Raw genomic sequence first — 18,748 nt, forward strand, 5'->3', positions numbered from 1 at the left:
TTCCCACATTCCTGAATTATTTATTCCGGGTATCATGAATATCGGTAACGCTCAAGCCCCGCGGACCGGTTTGCGCGGTGGGGCAGGCGCGGTTGGATTCACGTCGAAGAGTCCTGCGATCAGGCGCGGTCAGCCGTCGTCGCGGCACGCCGCGCGGCAGGGCGCCATGGTTGGCGGGCGCGGGTCGCCTTCCCGGCGCTAGTGCATGGCCACCGGATCGACGCGATCGGTCGCGGGCGCGACGTCGCCGAGGTGGCGATAGGCGATGACCAGCAGCAGCGTCGCCACCAGTGGCGCGACGATCATCGTCGCCAGGCCGTAGCGCAGCGATTCCAGGCCGTAACGCGGCGCCAGCGCGTCGCTGACGAGACCCACGACGAACGGTGCCATCGCGCTGCCGATCAGGCCGAAGGCGAACAGCATCAAGGTCGAGGCGAGCGCGCGGACACGGTGACCGACGATGCCGCTGCCCAGCGCGAAGCACGGTGCGACGCCGAGCGAGACGAGAAAGGTCATGATCCCCGTCGCCGCCATGGCGCCGCCGATGCTCGGCGCGAAGACGAACAAAGCGAGAAACGGCGTGGCGAGCGGGGTCGCGACCAGCGGCACGAGCAGCCCGGCGCGCTCGCTGCCGCGGCGGCGGACGAGCATGGTGGCGATGAGGCCGCCGATGACGGTGCCGGCGATCCCGCCGATCCCGACCGTCGGCCCGATCACCGCGCCGACCTGCGCGAGCGGGACGTTGTGGCTGCGCTGCAGAAAGGCGGGCCCCCAGGCGCCGAGCACCGCGCCGACCGTGCCGAGAAAACCGATGCCGAGCGACAGTGGCACAAAGCCGGGCGTCGCCAGCACGCGCCGGATCGCGCCGCTGCCGCCGACAAGCGCGTCGAGCGGCGCATCGCCCTGCCGGCGGACCGGATCGCGCACCGCGAAGACCATGCCCAGCATCAGCGCCAGCCCGCCGATCCCGCACGCGACGAACATCCAGCGCCAGCCATGCGCCGCCGCCAACACGCCGGCCAGGATCGAACCGCCGATCAACCCGACAAAGGTGCCGGCCTGAAACGTCGCCACCGCGCGCGGTCGTTCGGCCGGCGCGCGCAGATCGCCGATCATCGACAAGGCCACCGGAAATACCGTCGCTTCGCCGACGCCGACCAGCACCAGCGCCGCCGCGAGGCTGGCAAAGCCGCTGGCCATACCGATCAGCGCGGTGGCGATCGACCAGATCATCACGCCGATGAGCAGGATGAGCTTGCGATTGCCGCGATCGACCCAGTGCGAAATGGCGACCCCGGCGACCAGGTTGAAGGCGATGAAGACCGCGCCGTTCAGCAACGACATCTGCGTGTCGCTGAGCAGAAGGTCGCGCTTGACCGGGTCGACGACGACGCCGAGCAGCGCGCGGTCGCCCCAGCTCAGCGTGTTGGCGAGAAACAGCGCGGCCAGGGTCGGGCCCGCGCGCACGTTCCGGTTGGTCAGATCGGCCGATGTCATGCCGCTCACTCTCCTGCCTGGGCCGGCGACCTTTGCGGCCGTCCGATGGGAATCTTCGTTGTCGGGGCGTCGCCGAGGCCGGTGCCTGTTATCGCTATGCGCCGGCGCCCGGTCGTTCGACCGTCAGACCCAGCAGGTCCGCGGCATTGAGCCCCATGATCCGCGCCTGATCGTCGTCGCTCAGCCGGGCATGGAAACCCACCGGGTCGGGTTCGCTCATGTCGAAGGGATAGTCGCTGCCGAGGCACAGCCGGTCGGCGCCGTGCGTCCGCACCAGACTGTCGAGCTCGTCGCGGTCGAACACCAAAGTATCGAGCCAGAGCTTGCGCAGATAGCTGGACGGCTTGTGCGCGCAATCCGCCGAGCAATCGGCGCGGGCGTGCCAGCCATGGTCCATGCGGCCCCAATAGCCGGGCATATAACCGCCGCCATGTGCGACGCAGATCTTCAACCCCGGATGCCGATCGAGCACGCCGCCGAAAATCAGATGGCCGATCGCGAGCGTCGATTCGAGCGGATTGCCGATCAGATTGTTGAAATAATAATCGCTCATCCGCTGCGCATGGGTGAACCCCAGCGGATGGATGAACAGCAGGACGCCAAGCTCCTCCGCTGCCGCCCAAAACGGTCGGAAGCGTGCGTCGTGATAATCCACGCCGTTGACGTTCGAGCTGATCTCGATCCCGCGCAGGTCCAGCTCGCGGACGCAGCGCCGCATCTCCTCGACCGCGAGGCCGACATCCTGCAACGGCACCGTTCCCATGCCGACGAAGCGGCCCGGTGTCGCTTCGACCGCGGCGGCGATGCCGTCATTGACCGCACGTGCCGCGGCGCGGCCGGTCTCGGGGTCGGTATAGTAGAAATATTGCCCGGGGCTCGGGCTGATCGCCTGCACGTCGATGCCGAGCCGGTCCATGTCCTGCAACCGCGTGTCGACCGTGTTGAGCGTGCGGCCGATCGCGGCGAACTGCGCGCGGTTGACCTCGCTCGTCTTGGCGTTGGTGAAGTCGTTGATGCCGGGGGGCGGGCCGGGATAGACCGCCTGGACGATCGCGTCGGCCGCCGGAATGCCGAGATGGCAGTGGATATCGACGACGAGATGCCGCCCCCGGGCATTGACGCGGATCGGCGGGCGGTCGCCGCAGGTCGTGATCGTCATGCGTCTGTCTCCGTGCCGTTCCGCGCCGGAACGACGGTGCCGCTGCAATCGCCGAAACCGATCGGCCGGTAGCCGGCGGCATGCGCGCGGCCGCGGATGGTCAGCGTGTCGCCATCCTCCAGCATATTGCGCGTCGACCCGTCGGGCAGCGCGATCGGGCTGCCGCCGCGCAGCATGATCTCGGCGAGACACGCTCGCGCCGTGTCGGCCGCGCCGGACACGGTGCCCGTCGCGATCAGGTCGCCCGGCTCGAGCGGCGCGCCGTTCGAGGCCTGGTGCGCCGCCATCTGCGCCAACGTCCAGTAGAGATCGGCAAGCTCGGTCTCGACGATCCGCTGGCTTGCGCCGGCGGCAGTGGCGAGGTCGGCGGTCAGCGTGGCGGCGATCGCGCCGTGCGTGCGGTCGGTCCTGTCGTCCAGATAAGCGGGAACGGCCGGCTCGGCGTCGGGCCGGCCGCGCGCGGCGACGCGGAACGGCGCGAGCGCCTCCATCGTCACGATCCACGGGCTGATCGTCGTCAGGAAGCTCTTGCCGAGATGGGGCCCGAGAATCATCTCGAAAAACTGGATGCCGCGCGCCGACCAGTCATTGACCAGGCAGCAACCGAACAGCAGCGCCTCGGCCTCCGCAACGTTCACCGGAACACCCAGGTCGTTACCCGCGCGCAGCCAAGCGCCGAATTCGAGCTCGAAATCGAGCATCGGCTCCGGCCCCCAATGCACGTCATTGCTGCCCGCCGGTGCCTCGAACTGTCCCATCGGGCGGACGACCGGGGTGCCGCTCGCGCGCACCGAACTGGCGCGGCCATTATAGGCGACTGGCAGCGACAGCGCGGGAAGCTTGGGCACACCGCCGCCGCCCATGCGCGAGATATGCTCATAGGAAGTGCAGAAGTCGGTGAAGGCGGCCGGCTTCATCGGCATCAGCAGCTCGGCTTCGTCCATCGCGACCAGCACGGGCTCCAGCGCCGCGCGGTGCGCGCTGCCGTCGCGGAACAGCGCGAAGATTTTCGCCCGCAGCGCATTGACGGCAGCGGGGGAGGCGGCGAGCAACGGCAACAACGTGTCGTGCGATCCCGCCCGCGCCGCGGCGAGGGCGTCGCCGTCGAGCAGGCCTGTCTCAGCCAGGCGGGGCAGATCGATGATGCAGTCGCCCAGCGCGACGCCGCCGCGTGCGCCGCTCGCGGCCGTGCGAAAGAGGCCGAAGGGCAGGTTCTGCAGCGGAAAGTCGGTGTCGCCATTCGCGCTGGCGACCCAGCTCGTCACCGCCGGATCATGCGTCGCATTGATCTCAATGGTCATGCTGGCAACCCTCGGCATGACGGGTCGTTTCCCAATGATAACGGCCCATCGCGCCGAACAGGTCACGCGCCTCGTCGGGGGTGAACTGCGTGCCCCAATGCCGGTAGAGCGAGAACACATTGGCGACGATGCGTTCAGGGTCGGACCAGCCGCGATATTCGGTCATGTTGATATCGCGCGCGGTCTCGTTCCAGCCCATGCCGGCATCGAAGCGCTTGCGCGTTTCGTCGCGGACATATTCGAAATAGGCCTTGAGGTTCTTGACCGCGGTCACGTCGGTGATCGGGCCGTGCCCGGGCACGACGATCGCCGGATCGAGCGACACGATGTGCTCGCAGGCGGCAATCCAGTTCTCGATCGGGCCGGCCCACATGATCGGGTGCCCCTCGTTGAAGATGAGATCGCCGGTGAAAACGGTGCGGTCCGCCGGCACCCAGGCGAGCGTGTCGGAATTGGTGTGGGCCGGCCCGAGATCGACCAGCTCGACCGTCTTGTCGCCCACCGTCAGCGTCATGTGGCCGTCGAACAAAGTGGTCGGGAAGGTGAAGGCGTCGATCCCGCCGAAATCGAAGCGGCCCATGGTTTCGAACAGAAAGGCGCCGGCATCGCCCATGTTCATGTAGTTGGTGCGCAGCGCCGCCAAGCCGTGCGGATCGTAATCGTGCATGTCGTCGCGGCACCGCGTCGTCGCGATGATCTCGGCACCCTCGACCAGCCCGTTGCCGAGAAAGTGATCGGGGTTGGCGTGGGTGTTGAACAGGCGGTCGATGCGCTCGCCGCCCGGCACCTTTTTGAAGGCGTCGAGCATGTCGCGCGTCAGGTCGAGCCCCATCAGCGTATCGACCAGCAACGTCTCGCCGCGCGAGCTGATCAGGCCAGCATTCGACCAGCCCCAGCCGCCATCGGGCTGGACATAGCCATACAGGCCGTTGCCCAGATCGTGCACGCCGCGGGTAAAGGGCCAGGTCCGCATCCGTCTCTCCTTGCTGCTTTCGCTGCTTTATCGGCGCTTGTAAGACCGAAATTCCGCTTTGCAAGAATTGTTGCGACGGTTGCCCCGGCCGCCCGTCCCTGCCAACAATCGGTGCATGAAAAAAGAAGGCGTGAAAGCGGATACAGGCGCGGGCCAACCGGCGAAAAAGCGGCGGCGTCAGGGGCGGCCCGCCGCCGGGGTCGGTGGCGAGGCGCGCGATACGGTGCTCGCCGCCGCGCTCAACCTGTTGCGGACATCGCCCCCCAATGAGGTTTCGATTGCCGCCGTCGCGCGCGAGGCGGGCGTGGATCCAAAGCTGATTCGCTATTATTTCGGCTCGCGCGAAGCGCTGCTGCTCGAAGTGGCGAAGCACCTGGCCGAATCGGACGACCCGCCCTTCGCGCAGGATCATCCCGTCGCCGCGCTGGAGGAGTTCATCCACCGGACGTTTCGTTTCACGCGCTCAGCCAAGTACATGCAGCGCCTGATGGTCGAGGAACTGAGCGGCGCCCGCTCGCCGGCGGTGCGTGATCAGGTGCGGGCCTGGAGCAAGGGGCCGATCGACTTTTACGAACGGCTCGGGCGCCATGCGAAGGACAAGGAACTTGCCGAATTCGATCCCCTGTTCCTGCATCTGGCGATCGTCGGCATCAGTGACTTCTTCGCATCGGGCCAGCCGCTGATCCGCCTGCTCGTCCCGCCCGACACCGACATGAGCGAGCTCGAGCATCAATATGAACAGTTCGTGGTGCGCCTGCTGCTCGACGGACTGCGGCGACGCTAGCCGTCCTGTTGCGACAGGGCCGGGTCCGATCGCGATGCACCTCCGAATCCCAGGTGCCTCGCCAATAATAGGAAAATTCGTCCACCCGTGTCCGCGTTTGACCCGTCGAGTCTATGAACGACGGGTCGATCATTTTCCTGATTGATCGATTGCGTGTCAGCTATTTGGACGAAAAGACTGGTGACCCCTACGGTAGCTGTGATATTGGTTTAATGATTTGAGATTAAACGAATAATCGGTAAATTGGTTTCATCTATACCATCAGAGGTACCATCAACTGGGTGAACTTTTATGGTACGATAGCCCCCGGAACTGACTGGCAGTTTGTCCGAAGCGAAACCGGCCAGATGCGTCCCGCATATCTGTCCCACACGATCATGGGCTTCGGCGGGGCGATTCCTGAAGCGTCGAGATTGAATTCGGGCGACTGCGGCCCCGTGTCCGCTCCCCATCCTCAACGCCGTAGAACATCGGATCGTGGACTGGTGCTAAAGCGGTAGCGCGCGCACAACACCGCCCGGGACTGATTTGTATATCAAAATTATTCTGAGGGTCGGTCCCAACCGGCGCTGATCGGGACGCCAGCTGGTTGCCGATTTCCAACTTTAACTCAAGGCAGTACATGAAGAAGGGCCAACGTGCCGCTTCAGGACCGGTCCACGCCCGGAGATTAGCGATCCCCGGGGACCGAAAGGTTCAGTCATCGTCGTCGTCGTCCCGGTCGCCGCGGTGCTCGTCGCGTTGGCGGTGCCAATAGTCTTCGCGAGCGCGCTCGTGACGCCAGCGCTCGATCTGCTCCCGGCGCTCGCGCTCCTGCCAGCTGCGGTCCCGGTAGTTGTAGTAATTGTAATTCGGCGGCTGCGGGTAAGCGTAGCCTCCATTCGCATCGTAGCGCTGATCGCCATAGTCGTCATAGCTGTACCCGCCGGTCCCGAAGGTCAGCGTTACACCGGTTTGTGCGGAAGCGGCAGGGATTGCCGCCACCAGGGACGCCGCTGACAGCACTGCGGCAATGGTAAGTTTGCGAAAAATGTCCGTTCTCCTCCTTTGCGCCGCGCTCACCGGCAGCCGCTGCGCTCTATTGCGCGCCCGGCGAGAGCCCCGCCACCGGCACCGAGAATGGCGCCGGTTGTGCTTGGCTCGTTGTAAGGGCCGCCGCGGCCGACTTCCCGACCGAGGAGTGCGCCAAACACGCCGCCGATGATCGTGCCGGTCGTGCCGGAGCTGCACCGGCGTTGGCGATATTGCGGCTGGCGATAGCCATCGCGGTAATCGTGCGCATAGCCGTCACTGGCATAGCCGCGATACTGATCCTGATATTGCGCGCGATATTGCGCGCGGCGACGCTGCTCCTGATAGCGGCGATAATCGTCCTGCTGCTGACGGTAATCCTGATAGCGCGCGTCCTGATCGCGATCGTCGCGGTAGTCGCCACGATCATCGCGATCGTCGTTCTGGTGGTACGAATCTCGACCATAATAGTCCTGGGCCGACGCCGGGGCCGCGCCAAGGCCGGCACCGGCCATGGTCGCGATGGCGGCGGCGCTGATGAGTTTCCTGATCACTGCGTGTCTCCCACGTGCGCCTTGCACGTTCTCCACACCGCCGCTCTAGTTGCGCCGGCATGGCGTCACGCTGAACGCGGCTGTTATGCGGGGTTCATGATCGTCCCGAAGCGGTTCCATTCGCGCGCGTGGCGTGGGGCGTAACGTGGGAGGTCTCACAGAGCGATCACCGCGAACGCATCGTCGAAACATCAATCCCGCCGTCGAAACACCACTGCCTCCTCGCGCTCCGGCGGTGCCAGCCGGTTGGCGGTATCATAAAGGGGTGTTTTCCCGTCGCGCCGCATGCGCAGTATTGTTTCGAAGTCTTTGGCAGCTTCGGTGTCGGTAAAGCGGAAATTGGTATGACGCAGCACGAACAGGCCGCCAGGTCTGACGCAGCGCGCGAGTCCCGAGACGACGCGTTCGAAATCGGCGAAGCGTAGTCGGTGGTCGCACTGTGGCGGCGCGAGGGCCAGGTCGCCATGCCGAAGCACCGAATTGGCGAAGATCGCGTCGAAACTTTCAGGAGCGAAATCCTCGGCGGACGCGGCGACGGCAAACCGGATCGCTGGATCGCCGCCAAGCCGCAGCGCGCGGCGCCGGCATTCGCGGATACGGCGCGGGCTTATGTCGATGCCGGTAATCCGGGTTTCGGCGAAGTAGCGGCGCAACGAGAAGACCTCTTCGCCGGTCGAGCAGCCAAACGACAGCAGCTGCCGATCGGGGCCGTCGCCCACGCTCTCACGCGCGAAGGAGAACAGGTCGGGGTGACGATCGAGCTTGGTGTGGCCGGTCGGCTGGAACAGACCGGACGGGGGTGAGGATCGCAATCTGGCCGTCTCGCGAAAATTCCCGTCTAAGATCATTTGCCGCAGCCAACTGAGGGCGGCGTAGCCGGGCAGATGCCGGACCCAATGCGGCATCATGCTCCCGTCAGGAACTGGACTTTCAACACCATTTTGTCGGGGTTCCAGGTGCCGCAATGAATCCGCCAATCAGTCCGGGCTTTCACGCTGATCTTCTTATGCGATCGGAAGCTGCGACACCGCTCTGAAGTGTTCCATTCGGCGGCGCAAGGTCGCAGAGAAGCGGCCTACCCCTAATGCGCCGGAATTTATGGGAGGGAATTTGCTGCCCTGTGAACATCGGCTCTACCCAATGAAGCTCAAGACCGGTCTCGCGGTAGCGGCGATAGTCCTCCTGCCGCTGACGGTAATTCTGGTAGTGTGCACCCTGATGGCGATCGTCGCGGTAGTTGCCACCATCGCTGCGATTGTCGTTCTGGTGATGCGAGTCCCCGGCCATAATAGTCCTGGGTCGAGGTGGGGTTACGCCAATGCCAGCACCGGCTACGGTCGCGATGGTAATGATGAGTTTCCTGATCACGGCGTGTCTCCCGTGTGCGGCGTGCAAGTTTTCGACGAGCGGGCGCTGGCCGGGCCCATGGTGTCGCACTGAACGCGGTTGTTGTCGCTGTTCACGATCGTCCTGAGGTGGCGATATCTTGCCTGCGAATCGATACTATGTCCGATCAGAACGCTGCTCGTGATCTCGATGATGGTCACCGGGGACGCAGTCCCAAGACGACGCGGCCATTTTAGACAAACTGCTCGCGTTAGGCGTGAAACAGAATCGTAGAGTCGGAAGGCCGCGCCGCGTACATGGGACTCGGGATGCTGCTTTGTGCGGAGAGGTGAGGTTCATGTACCGTATCTATTATTATCGCGGTGGCATGGAGCGCGGCTCAACAGCGTGGGATGGCACCCTCGCGGCGATGATCCGGATGGCTACTGACGGGATAGTCCGGCACGGGATGGACCGCGCGATCGTCGCTGACCGTGCCGGTCACATAGCTTGGGACAGCGATCTCCTGCCCAATGCGAATACATAACGTGGCTGGAGCGTTCACAAGGTCCCTGGATAGTGCAACAACCGGCCCCGTCGGCAACGGCGGGGCTTCTTTGTCCCGCGCATCGCGACGTGCTGGGTGGTCACGCGCTTAGCTCAGCCGGTATTGAAATACCACTTCACCCATCTCGTTGCGCACCTGAACCTGGTTCGCACCACTGCGCCGGCGTTGGATCGGCAGACGGCTCATGGCGTGCTCTTTCGCGGCGGAAAGGCTCTCGCCGCAACGAGTTGTCGCCACCACGCGGTCACCATCGAGGAATACAACGCTGAAGGGCACGGGCAAACTATAGACTATTCTGACGCTGCGGCGAGTGCGATCGACTTCAACGGATCATCGGACCCGCCCTCAACGGCCGCGGGTTGAACCGATTGTTCACCGGCCGTCATGTCTGATACGGGCGGCTCGGCGCCCGAGGCACAGCACCGGGCAGCCCGAAAACGGAGGTGATGACGAGCAAGATCGTCAAATAGCTGGTTATGCAGGTTGGGCGCCGAGACGCGCTTCTCGGCACCATCCAATTTTGCTAGCGTGACGGGCGTTGTTTTATCAGCGCGGGCAGGGGACGCGTCAATGATGGGATTGCTGATCACTGCGGCTGCGGTAACGCTTGTCATGCTTGCCGGGGCATTCATAGCCCGCGGAAAAGAGTAAGCGCGCCGCAGCACCGGACCGGATGTTTGCAAAACGAATTTTCAGCGCCCTCGTGTGACGCAATCGAAATAAATGCGACAATTGAGACGATCAGCTGGATTGGTGCTGCCTGGTCCTGGACGTGGGTCCTGTGATCGTCCTTCTCCGGTGCCACGCTGCAGCGGTCCGCATTTTTGGAGGCTGGTCGAAGGGGGCATCCACATGATCCGGCACATCCGATGCGTACTTTCCCTAATGGGCGGTCACGTCGTTTCGGGTGTACATGAGCATGCTGACCGAGAGTCTCTGGCTTTCCAGTGGTGGGGTAGGTCGAGGTCGCTCTGACCTCGGCCTAGTTTCGTGATCGCCGCGCCATAAATATGTTGTCGGGCGCGTGGGCGTCAGTTGTTGAGCCCCGCCAAACTTCCATTTATTCAAGGCCGCGCGACGTTGGCCGAGATCCAGCGTGATGTCCGCTCCGTTTGACCAACACTGCTCCGCGTCGCCAAATGGGCACAGAGGGCACCCGGCTGGCCAGCATGGCTCAAAACCAGGAAAAGTTTAAGAGCGCGCACCGCGTCCGCCGCGAGTACCTCAACGACGATTCCACTCGTTTTCAGCATCATCGACCGCTTGGAGCACGTTGACGTAGGCCTGTTGCGCGCTGAGGTGTTTGCGCACTTCTTCGGGATCGCCGTCCTTGGGAAACGTCCTGTCGCCGCGAGCGGCCATGGCGAGATCGCCGACCCAGTCACCGCGAACGTGCTGGGCGAGAAGCCAGCGGCCGAAGGACTCGCGGCCGGGTTGGTAGCGGGGATGGTCACCATCGCTCAACATAGTTTCACCGATCCGCGCCGGACGATATCACCGCGCGCCCGGTACCGCCTTGATCGACAGTAGCTATAGATTTGTATGACCGATCATGAACTGCTTGTCCGCAGCGGTCCGCTCGGCATAGCCCGCAGCCATCTTGAGGTGTACGATCCGCGCTGACACGTCGCTAGTGGCGACTGCCAATTCCCGCGACCGGAATTCGCGCAAGATAAGGTAAGTTAAGTCGGTCTCTTCAGCCATGGCGGTTCTCCGGCAGCAAGCGGGAGCGTGTCTTTGCCCTCGGTCGCCATCCTGCTCGCGGCATGATCGGTGGCGATGAATCTCCATAACACATAACCGGACTTCCAACCGGTTTAATGCGCGAGTTTGCAAATGCTCGACCGATCGGCTGCGCGGCTTCATAGCCCGCCTGACGAAGCGCCATGGCCGCAATCTTCCGTTAGCCGCGCGCCATCATCGCGTACTCGTCACGAAACACCACAGTCTGGCTGAGACGGATGCGGCGTCCATCGCTACTGCTCGTGCCATGCATTTGGGGGGAAGTAGGCGTCCTCCAGCCCGTCACGTTGGCGCGACGAGCATCTACGATATCGGGCCTATACGCGGCAGGCCTTAACCTGGGTCGTCGCGCGGGATTGCCCGAATTGCCATATAGCGAGGATGCCGCGCTATCGCCTTCACCTGCGTAACGAACACATCGACTCTCCCGACCAGGAGGGTGTCGACCTTCCCGATCTGCACGCGGCCCGAGCGATGGCCGTTGCCGGCATTCGCGACGTGCTGGCGCACGAGGTACAGAAGGGAGCGATCGACCTTCGCGGACATGTCGACATCACCGACGATAGCGGCGGCGTGCTGGAAACGATCCAGTTCAGAAACGCGGCGCTCGTGATAGGTGACTCACGACCCCAATCGGATTAAATTCCGCGCATCGCGGAGACCGCTTTGCCGAATCGGTGTTCGAGAGACGATGAAGCGCTCCCGCTGTTACGTGTGAGGCACGATGCCGAAACAAATCGACCGGGAGTATTTTGCCAGCCGCGCGGTGAAGGCGCGGGCGATGGCGGAACTGGCAACCACGCCAGCCGCGCGAAGCATCCACCTCGAGCTGGCAGCGGATTATGACCAGAGGGCCGCCAACTTCACAGCCGAGGAGGAGCCCGCCCCAGGGGGAGGGTCGGCTGATTAGGCTCAGGCGCCGCTTGGTGCCGGGCAACTGTACGGCGCCTGCTCCAAAGTCTGCTCTCGCAGCACCGGCAACGCCAGAAAGCGTGACTTTACGGTCGCGGTGGGCACGTTCCCCCCATGGTCGACGACCTCGCGGCGCACATCCGAGACACTGGCGGACCGTCTCCGGCCCGCCAGCGGAAAGCCAGATGGCAAGTCTGGCTAGGCCGCCGCGCCCGTTGGAGAGGTTTTATCATCAACGGTGTAGTACATCGGATTGCGCATCCACGCGTTGACGGCTGAGTCGCGCCAGCCGGCGCATCGCGCCGCAATCTTGATCCGATCGGGAAAGGTGCCGGCCTGCATCTTTCGGTAGAGCGTGGCGCGGCTGAGGCCGGTGCGATCGAGGACGATCTTGAGCCGAACGATACGGTCGGGGGTGTCGGTGGTTATGGGTCGTTCCTGCATCGTTTGTGTTGCACTTGCTCCCCGTGACTGGAACTGAGCCGATCCAGCGGCCGTTTCAAGAGTGCTGAAAACGGTGCCGGATCAAGCAACTACACCGTAGCTATCCCCAACTTTCCGTCGTTGTCCGGCACCATCGCGTTCGTGTGAAAAATAGCTCTTTTACCGGGCGTCCCCGCGCTGGGCGCGGTGGCGCTCTATGGCGCTTCGCGCCACCGAGCCGCCTTTGGCGGCTCGTGGGCACAGCCGTAACGATCGCATGACGTAGGGCCGGACGTGCCGTCCGGCATATGGGCACCCGCGCAGGCGCGGGTGGCGTTAGCCTCCGGCATCGATCTGGCGGGTGGGCGGCGCTACCCGATAGGCCCGCCGCGGCGAGCCGCAACCTGGGCTTCGCCCAGGTCTTCCACTTCGTTGCAGCCCTGCGGGTGCCGCCCGCCGCTATGCGCGGGCCTGTCGGTCCGCTCCTGCCGCCCACCCGCCATCCCGGCGCCGGGCGCGGTGTTTGAAGGAGTGAGGAGGATGGAATTCAAGTATGCGGCGCTGGCGGTACCCGCCCCGCAGATCATTGCTGCACCGGGAGATATCCGATGAACGAAAGCATCGATCCATCCCTGTATCAGCGCGCCCGTCGAGCCTTTGAGCGGACCATTGTCGGCCGCGATGACCACCGCCCCGAGATCGTACCCGAGGCCGGAGAGATCGCACGCATCGAGGATGCGGTGTGCCGTTTGCGCCCGCTGCAACGCGAGATATTCCTCGCCGTCCGGCTCGACGATTGCAGCTATGCCGACATTGCCGAGCGAACGGGCCTTACGGTTGCTCAGGTCGAGGGGCAGTTCGCCAAATCGATGTACAATCTGATGCGTAACCTTGACAATCCCCGCCGCCATTGGTGGCGGCGCTGGCTTGGTTGATTGGGCGAAACCTTGCCCGGCGGTCGCCGGGCAAGGTTGGCGCTTCGCCGCCGTCCCGCTAGGAAGACAAAGTGAAATCCGACCTCGATCATCTACCCGAAGTTCAGCAAGCCGAGCTGGCGCGCGTCCAGCGCATTCTGATGGATGAGTTCGGCGCGGTGATCGCGCGCGCGACGCAGCCACACCGGCGGAGTGGCAAAATCTACAAGGTCATTTTGTTCGGCAGTTATTCGCGCGACGATTGGGTCGATGAGCCGGAGAACGGCTATCAGTCCGATTATGATCTGCTGGTTGTCGTCAGCCACGCCGATCTGACCGACGTCGCCGATTACTGGTATGTCGCCGAGGACAAGATCCTGCGCGATCCGTCGATCGCGCGCCCGGTCAACATCATCGTCCATTCGCTCGACGAGGTGAATTCAGCGCTCAAGCGCGGCGAATATTTCTGGGTCGATATCGCCCGCGATGGCATCGCGCTTTATGAGCTGCCCTGTCACACGCTCGCGACGCCCATGCCGCTGACCGCAGCCGATGCTTACCGGATGGCGCAGGCATATTTCGATGAATATTTTGAAAGCGCTGCCGATTTTATGCAGAGCGCGACTGATGCCGTTGGGCGCGACAAAAGGAAGCTGGCTGCGTTTCTCCTGCATCAAGCGACCGAGCGGCTCTACATCTGTTTTTTGCTCACTGAGACGCTGTATTTTCCACGCTCGCACAACATCAAATTTCTGCGCTCGCTTGCCGAGGACAAGGAATCCCGGCTGATCGGGGCTTGGCCGCGCGCGACCCGGCTCGACCGCAGTCGATTCGAGCGATTGAAGCGCGCCTATGTCGAGGCGAGGTATTCGCCGAGCTACGCTATCGGCCCCGACGATCTGACAGCACTGGCCGGGTGTGTGGCGAGCCTCCGCGAGATCGTTGATTCGGTTTGCCGGGACCGGCTTTCAGCGCTACAGGAAGCCGCCGCCGAATAGGTCAATTATCGAACGACGCATCCGGCGCTACCCGGTCGTGGGCGAAGGTGCGTTTCCCCCGCCGTCGCCAGACTGCGAGGCATACGTCGCGCTGGTCGCTTCGCAGTCGCGCAGCCACTTCCGACAAAGCGCCGAGCATCACCGCGCGATCATCGCCGGTCAGTTCGACCAGTCCGGCCTTGGCGATCAGACCGCCCAATCCGATGAGTTGGCGCGTGCGTTCGCGGCGTTTCATGACCCAGACGCGCGCGTCAGTTCTGGCGCGCCGGGCTTGCAAGCGGTAGCGTCCCGCTATCGCTCGTCGCAGTGCCGACATTGTCGCGGCGAGTGTTGTCCGCAACGTGTGCCGCCCCGCGCTGAAAGAACTCAGCGCCGCGTTTGCGCCAGTTCTCCTTCCTTGCCGTATCTGCACGCTAGACGCTGGCGAGCAGCAGGCCGGTCAGTTCGTCGATCGACAGCACATCGGCGCCAGTCGCGATGACCAGTTCGCCGAGCTGGCGGACCTTGCGTTCCTTTAGTTGTCTCGCCTTTTCGGTGAGCGCCTTCAGTTCGGCGTCGTAATCGCGTGGTTTACGCAACGGCTCATCCTCATTTGCATGGTGAGGGACATCCAGTTATCGGCTTGCTCGATCAGTCGGAATGCATTGGGATTGTTTGGGATTCATCTGTCCCGACATTGATGAAATCTTTGGAGGGCGCGCTTATACGTCGTGCCGACGTCGCTTCAGAAGTGTAGATGGATGGTCGCCATGGCGATCTACCACTTCTCGGCCAAGGTGATCTCCCGCGCTGTTGGATCGAGCGCGGTGGCGTCGGCCGCCTATCGCTCGGCCTCGCGGCTGCATGACGAGCGGCTCGACCGCACCCACGGCTTCTCGAACAAGGCCGGCGTTGTTCATTCGGAAGTGATGCTCCCGGACGGCGCGCCGGAGGAACTCGGCGACCGCGAAAAGCTGTGGAACGAGGTCGAGGCGACCGAGAAACGGATCGACGCGCAACTCGCCCGTGAAATAGAGTTTGCGATCCCGCGCGAGATGACGAAGGAGCAGGGCATCGAGCTTGCCCGTGACTTCGTGCAAAGCGAGTTCGTCGATAGCGGGATGATCGCCGATCTCAACGTGCATTGGGATGTCGGCGCCGATGGCCTGGCCAAGCCGCACGCGCATGTCATGCTGACGATGCGTGAGGTCGGCGATGACGGGTTCGGTCCGAAGAACCGCGACTGGAATGCTACCTCCCTGCTGGAGAAATGGCGCGAGCGCTGGAGCGAGCATGTCAACGAGCGGCTGGCCGAGTCGGATATCGATGCGCGTGTCGATCACCGCTCGCTGGAGGCGCAGGGGATCGACCTCCAGCCGCAGCACAAGATCGGGCCGGCGGCATCGCGCATGGCTGCGCAGGGATTGGCATCGGAACGGCTCGCCGAGCATCTGGAGACCGCGCGGGCCAATGGCGAGAAGATCATCGCCAAGCCGGGACTTGCGCTCGACGCAATCACGCACGGCCAAGCGACGTTCACGAAGCGCGACCTTGCGATGTTCGTGCACCGGCATAGCGAGGGGAAGGAGCAGTTCTACCAGGTGATGGGCGCGGTGCGCGGCTCGCCCGAGCTGGTCGTGCTGGGCAGAGACGGGCGCGGCGAGGAGCGCTTTACCAGCCGTGAGATGATTGCGACCGAGCAGCGGCTGGAGCGCGCAACAAGTGTGATGGCGCAGCGCGATCGTCATGCTGTGCCGGATCGCTACCGCGACACCGCGCTGGCGCGGGCGGCAGCGCGGGGGATGATCCTGTCGGGCGAGCAGCGCAGCGCCTTTGAGCATGTCACGGAAGACAAGGGACTGGGTGTCGTGATTGGCTATGCCGGCACCGGCAAGTCGGCGATGTTGGGTGTCGCGCGTGAGGCATGGGAGAGCGCCGGCTACCAAGTCCACGGCCTGGCTTTGTCCGGTATCGCTGCTGAAAATCTCGAAAGCGGCTCCGGCATCGCGTCGCGCACGATCGCGAGCATCGAGCATCAATGGGGGCAGGGCAGGGAGCTGCTCGACCAGCGTTCAGTGCTCGTCATCGACGAGGCGGGCATGATCGGCTCACGGCAGATGGAGCGCGTGCTGTCGGAAGCAGAGAAGCGCGGTGCCAAGGTTGTACTGATCGGCGATCCCGAACAGCTCCAGGCGATCGAGGCGGGGGCGGCGTTCCGTGCGACGGCCGAGCGTCAAGGGGGTGTCGAGATCACCGAGGTCCGGCGCCAGCATGAGGGCTGGCAGCGCGAGGCGACGCGGCAGCTGGCGACCGGGCTTACCGGGGAAGCGATCGACGGCTACAGCCAGCGCGATATGGTCCATGTCGCTGCAACGCGCGACGGAGCGCGCGCGGACCTGGTCGAGCGCTGGGATCGCGACCGGCAGCGCGATCCGTCGGCATCGCGGATCATCCTTACCCACACCCGAAAAGAAGTGGAGGCGCTCAATGACGCGGCGCGTGGGCGGGTCCGCAACGCGGGCATGCTCGGCGAGGACGTCGCGGTCGACACGGAGCGTGGGCCGCGCCAGTTCGCGCGCGGCGACCGGGTGATGTTCCTCAAGAACGAGCGCGGACTTGGCGTGAAGAACGGCACGCTCGGCACGGTCGAGAACCTCACCGCTGTGCGCATGGCGGTACAGCTCGACGATGGCCGTTCGATCGCGTTCGACATGAAGGACTATGATCAGCTCGATCACGGTTACGCCGCCACGATCCACAAGGCGCAAGGGATGACGATCGACCGAACCTTTGTGCTGGCGACGCCGGGCATGGACAGTCACGCCGCCTATGTCGCGCTGTCACGCCACCGTGACGGCGTGGAGCTGCATTACGGCAATGACGACTTTGCCGACCAGGGCAAACTGGCGCGCACGCTGTCGCGCGAGCGAGGCAAGGAAATGGCCAGCGACTATGCGCGCGATGCCGATCCCGGGCGCGCGTTCGCCGAGCGGCGCGGCATCACGTTTCGTGAGCGCGTGGTCGAGCTGATCGAGAAGGTCGTGCCCGAGAAGGTGCGGGGCATGTTCGACGGACTGAAACTCAACCTACCGGCCGCCGAGCCCCAAGTGGCGCGTGGCATGTTCGATGGCTTGCGGCTTCGTGTGCCCAAGCCAGAGGTGCCACTGCCCGAGCCGGAGCTGAGTCCAGCCGAGGCCCGTGATCGCATCATCGCGCGCCACGCGCGCGCGGTACAGGCGATCTTCGAGATGCAGGATCGCGGCGGCAAGGGAACGCCCGATCAGGATCGCGAACTGGAAGCAGCGCGTCACGACCTCAATGCCGTCCGTCCCCATGCGTCGGACGATGCAGAAAAGGCCTATGCGCGTGATGCGACGCTCGCCCCCGAAGCCGCCACCGGTGACAGCAGGCGCGCACGCGAGCAGATCGCGATCCAGCGGGACATCCGCACCGATCCAAATAGACGCGCCGACAAGTTTGTTGAGCGGTGGAACCGGCTCAGCGAAGGTGCCGAACGCGCCTATGTCGCGGGCGACGTTGATCGCCGTCGCACTATTCAAGACGAGATGCGCGGTATGGCCAAATCACTCGAACGCGATCCGCAGATGGAGTCGATCCTGGCCAACCGCAAGCAGCAACTGGGGATCTCGTTCGACAGCGGGCGCAGGCTTGGCGCGGAAATCGCGTTCCATCAGGGGATCGATCTGGGAAGGGGGCGTGGGCTGGGGATTGGTATGTAGTGCGGCGGCTTTTGATTTCCGACTTGTACCCGTCCTCGCTCTTCCGAACCGAAACGACGACACTGACCGTATAGTCAATTATGAGTTGGATCTGGGAATTGAGGGTGCGCTGGTGAACGACGACACATTGACGAGAGCCGATCTCGCGACAGCACTGCATCGCCAAATTGGATTGTCGAATGCAGACAGCGCGAATTTGGTCGAACAGATACTCGATCAAATGCGCGACGCGCTGGCAAAGGGCGAGAACGTCAAGATTCCTGGGTTCGGCACCTTCATACTCCGCGACAAGGGCGGGCGCATCGGCCGAAACCCAAAGACTGGTGTCGAAGCGCCCATCTCGCCGCGCCGAGTGCTGATATTCCGACCGAGCGGCAAATTACGTGAGCGAATTGTCACTGGCGACTGAGGTGGATCGCCCCCTTGAACGGGGTCACCGGATTATAGCGTGGAACGACCAAATCGCCGATACCTTAACGCGATTCGGCGACTGAGAGACATTGGAAAGCTCCCGCTAGGAAGATCCATGAAGACTGCTTGACGATATTCGTGTCGAATTTTTGAATCCCCAGGAACTGATCGGTCCTGACGGATCCAGTTGGACGGACCGCCAACTGCTATGGCTTCAAAAGCCGCTTCTCAGAATGGTCCCGCTCTCCTGAGCCCTTGAACGTCGAAAGCGGGATATTGGTGCAGCCGTTCAGAGCGGCCACCGGATGTGAGGTTGTACAGGCCCGGATACTGGGCCTGTACTATGCGATAGGGCTCGGACCTGGGATGCCGAACGAGGATGGATGGTGCACGTGATAACCCCTTGACCCCAAAACCCTCATTTGAGGAGTTGGAGCCTCCGGCAAACCGGGGGG

Annotated in this window: 23 protein-coding genes; 9 read left to right on the top strand and 14 right to left on the bottom strand. The window is 63.7% G+C overall.

Annotated features, from left to right (window positions below; genetic code table 11):
* Positions 1–198 precede the first annotated feature (198 nt).
* The 4 genes from U1839_RS11015 to U1839_RS11030 form a co-directional block, all read right to left on the bottom strand.
* Positions 199–1,497 (bottom strand): spinster family MFS transporter, encoded by a 1,299-nt coding sequence (locus U1839_RS11015; protein ID WP_332803682.1) that lies wholly within the window; start codon positions 1,495–1,497, stop codon positions 199–201.
* A gap of 94 nt (positions 1,498–1,591) precedes the next feature.
* Positions 1,592–2,656: an amidohydrolase family protein gene (locus U1839_RS11020; protein ID WP_332803683.1), complete on the bottom strand. Its 1,065-nt coding sequence runs from the start codon at positions 2,654–2,656 to the stop codon at positions 1,592–1,594.
* Positions 2,653–3,957 carry a fumarylacetoacetate hydrolase family protein gene (locus U1839_RS11025; protein ID WP_332803684.1) on the bottom strand — a complete coding sequence of 435 codons (1,305 nt, stop codon included), beginning with the start codon at positions 3,955–3,957 and terminating at the stop codon, positions 2,653–2,655. Before U1839_RS11025 ends, U1839_RS11020 begins: the two co-directional genes overlap by 4 nt.
* Positions 3,947–4,930 (bottom strand): MBL fold metallo-hydrolase, encoded by a 984-nt coding sequence (locus U1839_RS11030; protein WP_332803685.1) that lies wholly within the window; start codon positions 4,928–4,930, stop codon positions 3,947–3,949. The genes U1839_RS11025 and U1839_RS11030 overlap by 11 nt, the downstream gene beginning before the upstream one ends.
* 115 nt (positions 4,931–5,045) lie before the next feature.
* Here U1839_RS11030 and U1839_RS11035 point away from each other — a divergent pair, with 115 nt between their 5' ends.
* Positions 5,046–5,714 carry a TetR/AcrR family transcriptional regulator gene (locus tag U1839_RS11035; RefSeq protein ID WP_332803686.1) on the top strand — a complete coding sequence of 223 codons (669 nt, stop codon included), beginning with the start codon at positions 5,046–5,048 and terminating at the stop codon, positions 5,712–5,714.
* Between the two features lie 696 nt (positions 5,715–6,410).
* Here U1839_RS11035 and U1839_RS11040 read toward each other — a convergent pair.
* The 3 genes from U1839_RS11040 to U1839_RS11050 all read right to left on the bottom strand — a co-directional run bounded on the left by U1839_RS11040 (position 6,411) and on the right by U1839_RS11050 (position 8,187).
* On the bottom strand, positions 6,411–6,698 hold the full coding sequence (locus U1839_RS11040; RefSeq protein ID WP_332803687.1) for a hypothetical protein: 288 nt from the start codon (positions 6,696–6,698) through the stop codon (positions 6,411–6,413).
* A gap of 74 nt (positions 6,699–6,772) precedes the next feature.
* Entirely contained in the window at positions 6,773–7,279 is a 507-nt protein-coding gene (locus U1839_RS11045) for a glycine zipper 2TM domain-containing protein (protein ID WP_332803688.1), read from the bottom strand.
* 191 nt (positions 7,280–7,470) lie between these two features.
* On the bottom strand, positions 7,471–8,187 hold the full coding sequence (locus U1839_RS11050) for a class I SAM-dependent methyltransferase (protein WP_332803689.1): 717 nt from the start codon (positions 8,185–8,187) through the stop codon (positions 7,471–7,473).
* 232 nt (positions 8,188–8,419) lie between these two features.
* Between U1839_RS11050 and U1839_RS11055 the strand changes: the two genes are divergently transcribed.
* Both U1839_RS11055 and U1839_RS11060 read left to right on the top strand, forming a co-directional pair.
* The gene (locus U1839_RS11055; protein WP_332803690.1) at positions 8,420–8,719 is read left to right on the top strand and encodes a hypothetical protein; all 300 of its coding nucleotides are present in this window, start codon (positions 8,420–8,422) and stop codon (positions 8,717–8,719) included.
* 244 nt (positions 8,720–8,963) lie between these two features.
* Positions 8,964–9,152 (top strand): hypothetical protein, encoded by a 189-nt coding sequence (locus U1839_RS11060; RefSeq protein ID WP_332803691.1) that lies wholly within the window; start codon positions 8,964–8,966, stop codon positions 9,150–9,152.
* A 108-nt stretch (positions 9,153–9,260) separates the two neighbouring features.
* Here U1839_RS11060 and U1839_RS11065 read toward each other — a convergent pair whose 3' ends face one another.
* The 4 genes from U1839_RS11065 to U1839_RS11080 all read right to left on the bottom strand — a co-directional run bounded on the left by U1839_RS11065 (position 9,261) and on the right by U1839_RS11080 (position 10,877).
* Positions 9,261–9,449, bottom strand: a complete 189-nt coding sequence (locus U1839_RS11065) for a hypothetical protein (protein WP_332803692.1) — start codon at positions 9,447–9,449, stop codon at positions 9,261–9,263.
* Positions 9,450–9,463: 14 nt separating this feature from the next.
* Positions 9,464–9,763: a hypothetical protein gene (locus tag U1839_RS11070; protein WP_332803693.1), complete on the bottom strand. Its 300-nt coding sequence runs from the start codon at positions 9,761–9,763 to the stop codon at positions 9,464–9,466.
* A gap of 634 nt (positions 9,764–10,397) precedes the next feature.
* Entirely contained in the window at positions 10,398–10,637 is a 240-nt protein-coding gene (locus U1839_RS11075; RefSeq protein ID WP_332803694.1) for a YozE family protein, read from the bottom strand.
* 66 nt (positions 10,638–10,703) lie between these two features.
* On the bottom strand, positions 10,704–10,877 hold the full coding sequence (locus U1839_RS11080; RefSeq protein ID WP_332803695.1) for a hypothetical protein: 174 nt from the start codon (positions 10,875–10,877) through the stop codon (positions 10,704–10,706).
* Between the two features lie 420 nt (positions 10,878–11,297).
* On the opposite strand from U1839_RS11080, the gene U1839_RS11085 reads away from it, so the two are divergent.
* Positions 11,298–11,558: a DUF6894 family protein gene (locus U1839_RS11085; protein ID WP_332803696.1), complete on the top strand. Its 261-nt coding sequence runs from the start codon at positions 11,298–11,300 to the stop codon at positions 11,556–11,558.
* An 82-nt stretch (positions 11,559–11,640) separates the two neighbouring features.
* A complete protein-coding gene (locus U1839_RS11090; protein ID WP_332803697.1) occupies positions 11,641–11,826 on the top strand; it encodes a hypothetical protein in 186 nt (61 codons plus the stop codon).
* A gap of 200 nt (positions 11,827–12,026) precedes the next feature.
* Here the strand turns inward: U1839_RS11090 and U1839_RS11095 are convergent, their stop codons facing one another.
* On the bottom strand, positions 12,027–12,272 hold the full coding sequence (locus U1839_RS11095; protein ID WP_332803698.1) for a helix-turn-helix transcriptional regulator: 246 nt from the start codon (positions 12,270–12,272) through the stop codon (positions 12,027–12,029).
* Between the two features lie 587 nt (positions 12,273–12,859).
* Here U1839_RS11095 and U1839_RS11100 point away from each other — a divergent pair.
* Both U1839_RS11100 and U1839_RS11105 read left to right on the top strand, forming a co-directional pair.
* Complete coding sequence (locus tag U1839_RS11100; RefSeq protein WP_332803699.1) at positions 12,860–13,186, top strand: sigma factor-like helix-turn-helix DNA-binding protein; 327 nt, start codon at positions 12,860–12,862, stop codon at positions 13,184–13,186.
* Positions 13,187–13,344: 158 nt separating this feature from the next.
* Positions 13,345–14,163 (top strand): HEPN domain-containing protein, encoded by an 819-nt coding sequence (locus U1839_RS11105; protein WP_332803700.1) that lies wholly within the window; start codon positions 13,345–13,347, stop codon positions 14,161–14,163.
* 1 nt (position 14,164) lies between these two features.
* On the opposite strand, the gene U1839_RS11110 is transcribed toward U1839_RS11105, so the two are convergent.
* Together U1839_RS11110 and U1839_RS11115 are read right to left on the bottom strand one after the other, a co-directional pair.
* Positions 14,165–14,479, bottom strand: a complete 315-nt coding sequence (locus tag U1839_RS11110) for a conjugal transfer protein TraD (protein WP_332803701.1) — start codon at positions 14,477–14,479, stop codon at positions 14,165–14,167.
* 97 nt (positions 14,480–14,576) lie between these two features.
* Positions 14,577–14,741, bottom strand: coding sequence for a conjugal transfer protein TraD (locus U1839_RS11115; RefSeq protein WP_443030605.1), 165 nt, complete (start codon positions 14,739–14,741; stop codon positions 14,577–14,579).
* 171 nt (positions 14,742–14,912) lie between these two features.
* Here U1839_RS11115 and traA point away from each other — a divergent pair, with 171 nt between their 5' ends.
* Both traA and U1839_RS11125 read left to right on the top strand, forming a co-directional pair.
* Positions 14,913–17,882: a Ti-type conjugative transfer relaxase TraA gene (traA, locus tag U1839_RS11120; RefSeq protein ID WP_332803702.1), complete on the top strand. Its 2,970-nt coding sequence runs from the start codon at positions 14,913–14,915 to the stop codon at positions 17,880–17,882.
* A 109-nt stretch (positions 17,883–17,991) separates the two neighbouring features.
* Entirely contained in the window at positions 17,992–18,291 is a 300-nt protein-coding gene (locus U1839_RS11125) for an integration host factor subunit alpha (protein WP_332803721.1), read from the top strand.
* Positions 18,292–18,748: the final 457 nt, after the last annotated feature.

Origin of the sequence: Parasphingomonas halimpatiens (genome assembly GCF_036663795.1) — a bacterium.
Classification (GTDB): Bacteria; Pseudomonadota; Alphaproteobacteria; order Sphingomonadales; family Sphingomonadaceae; genus Sphingomonas.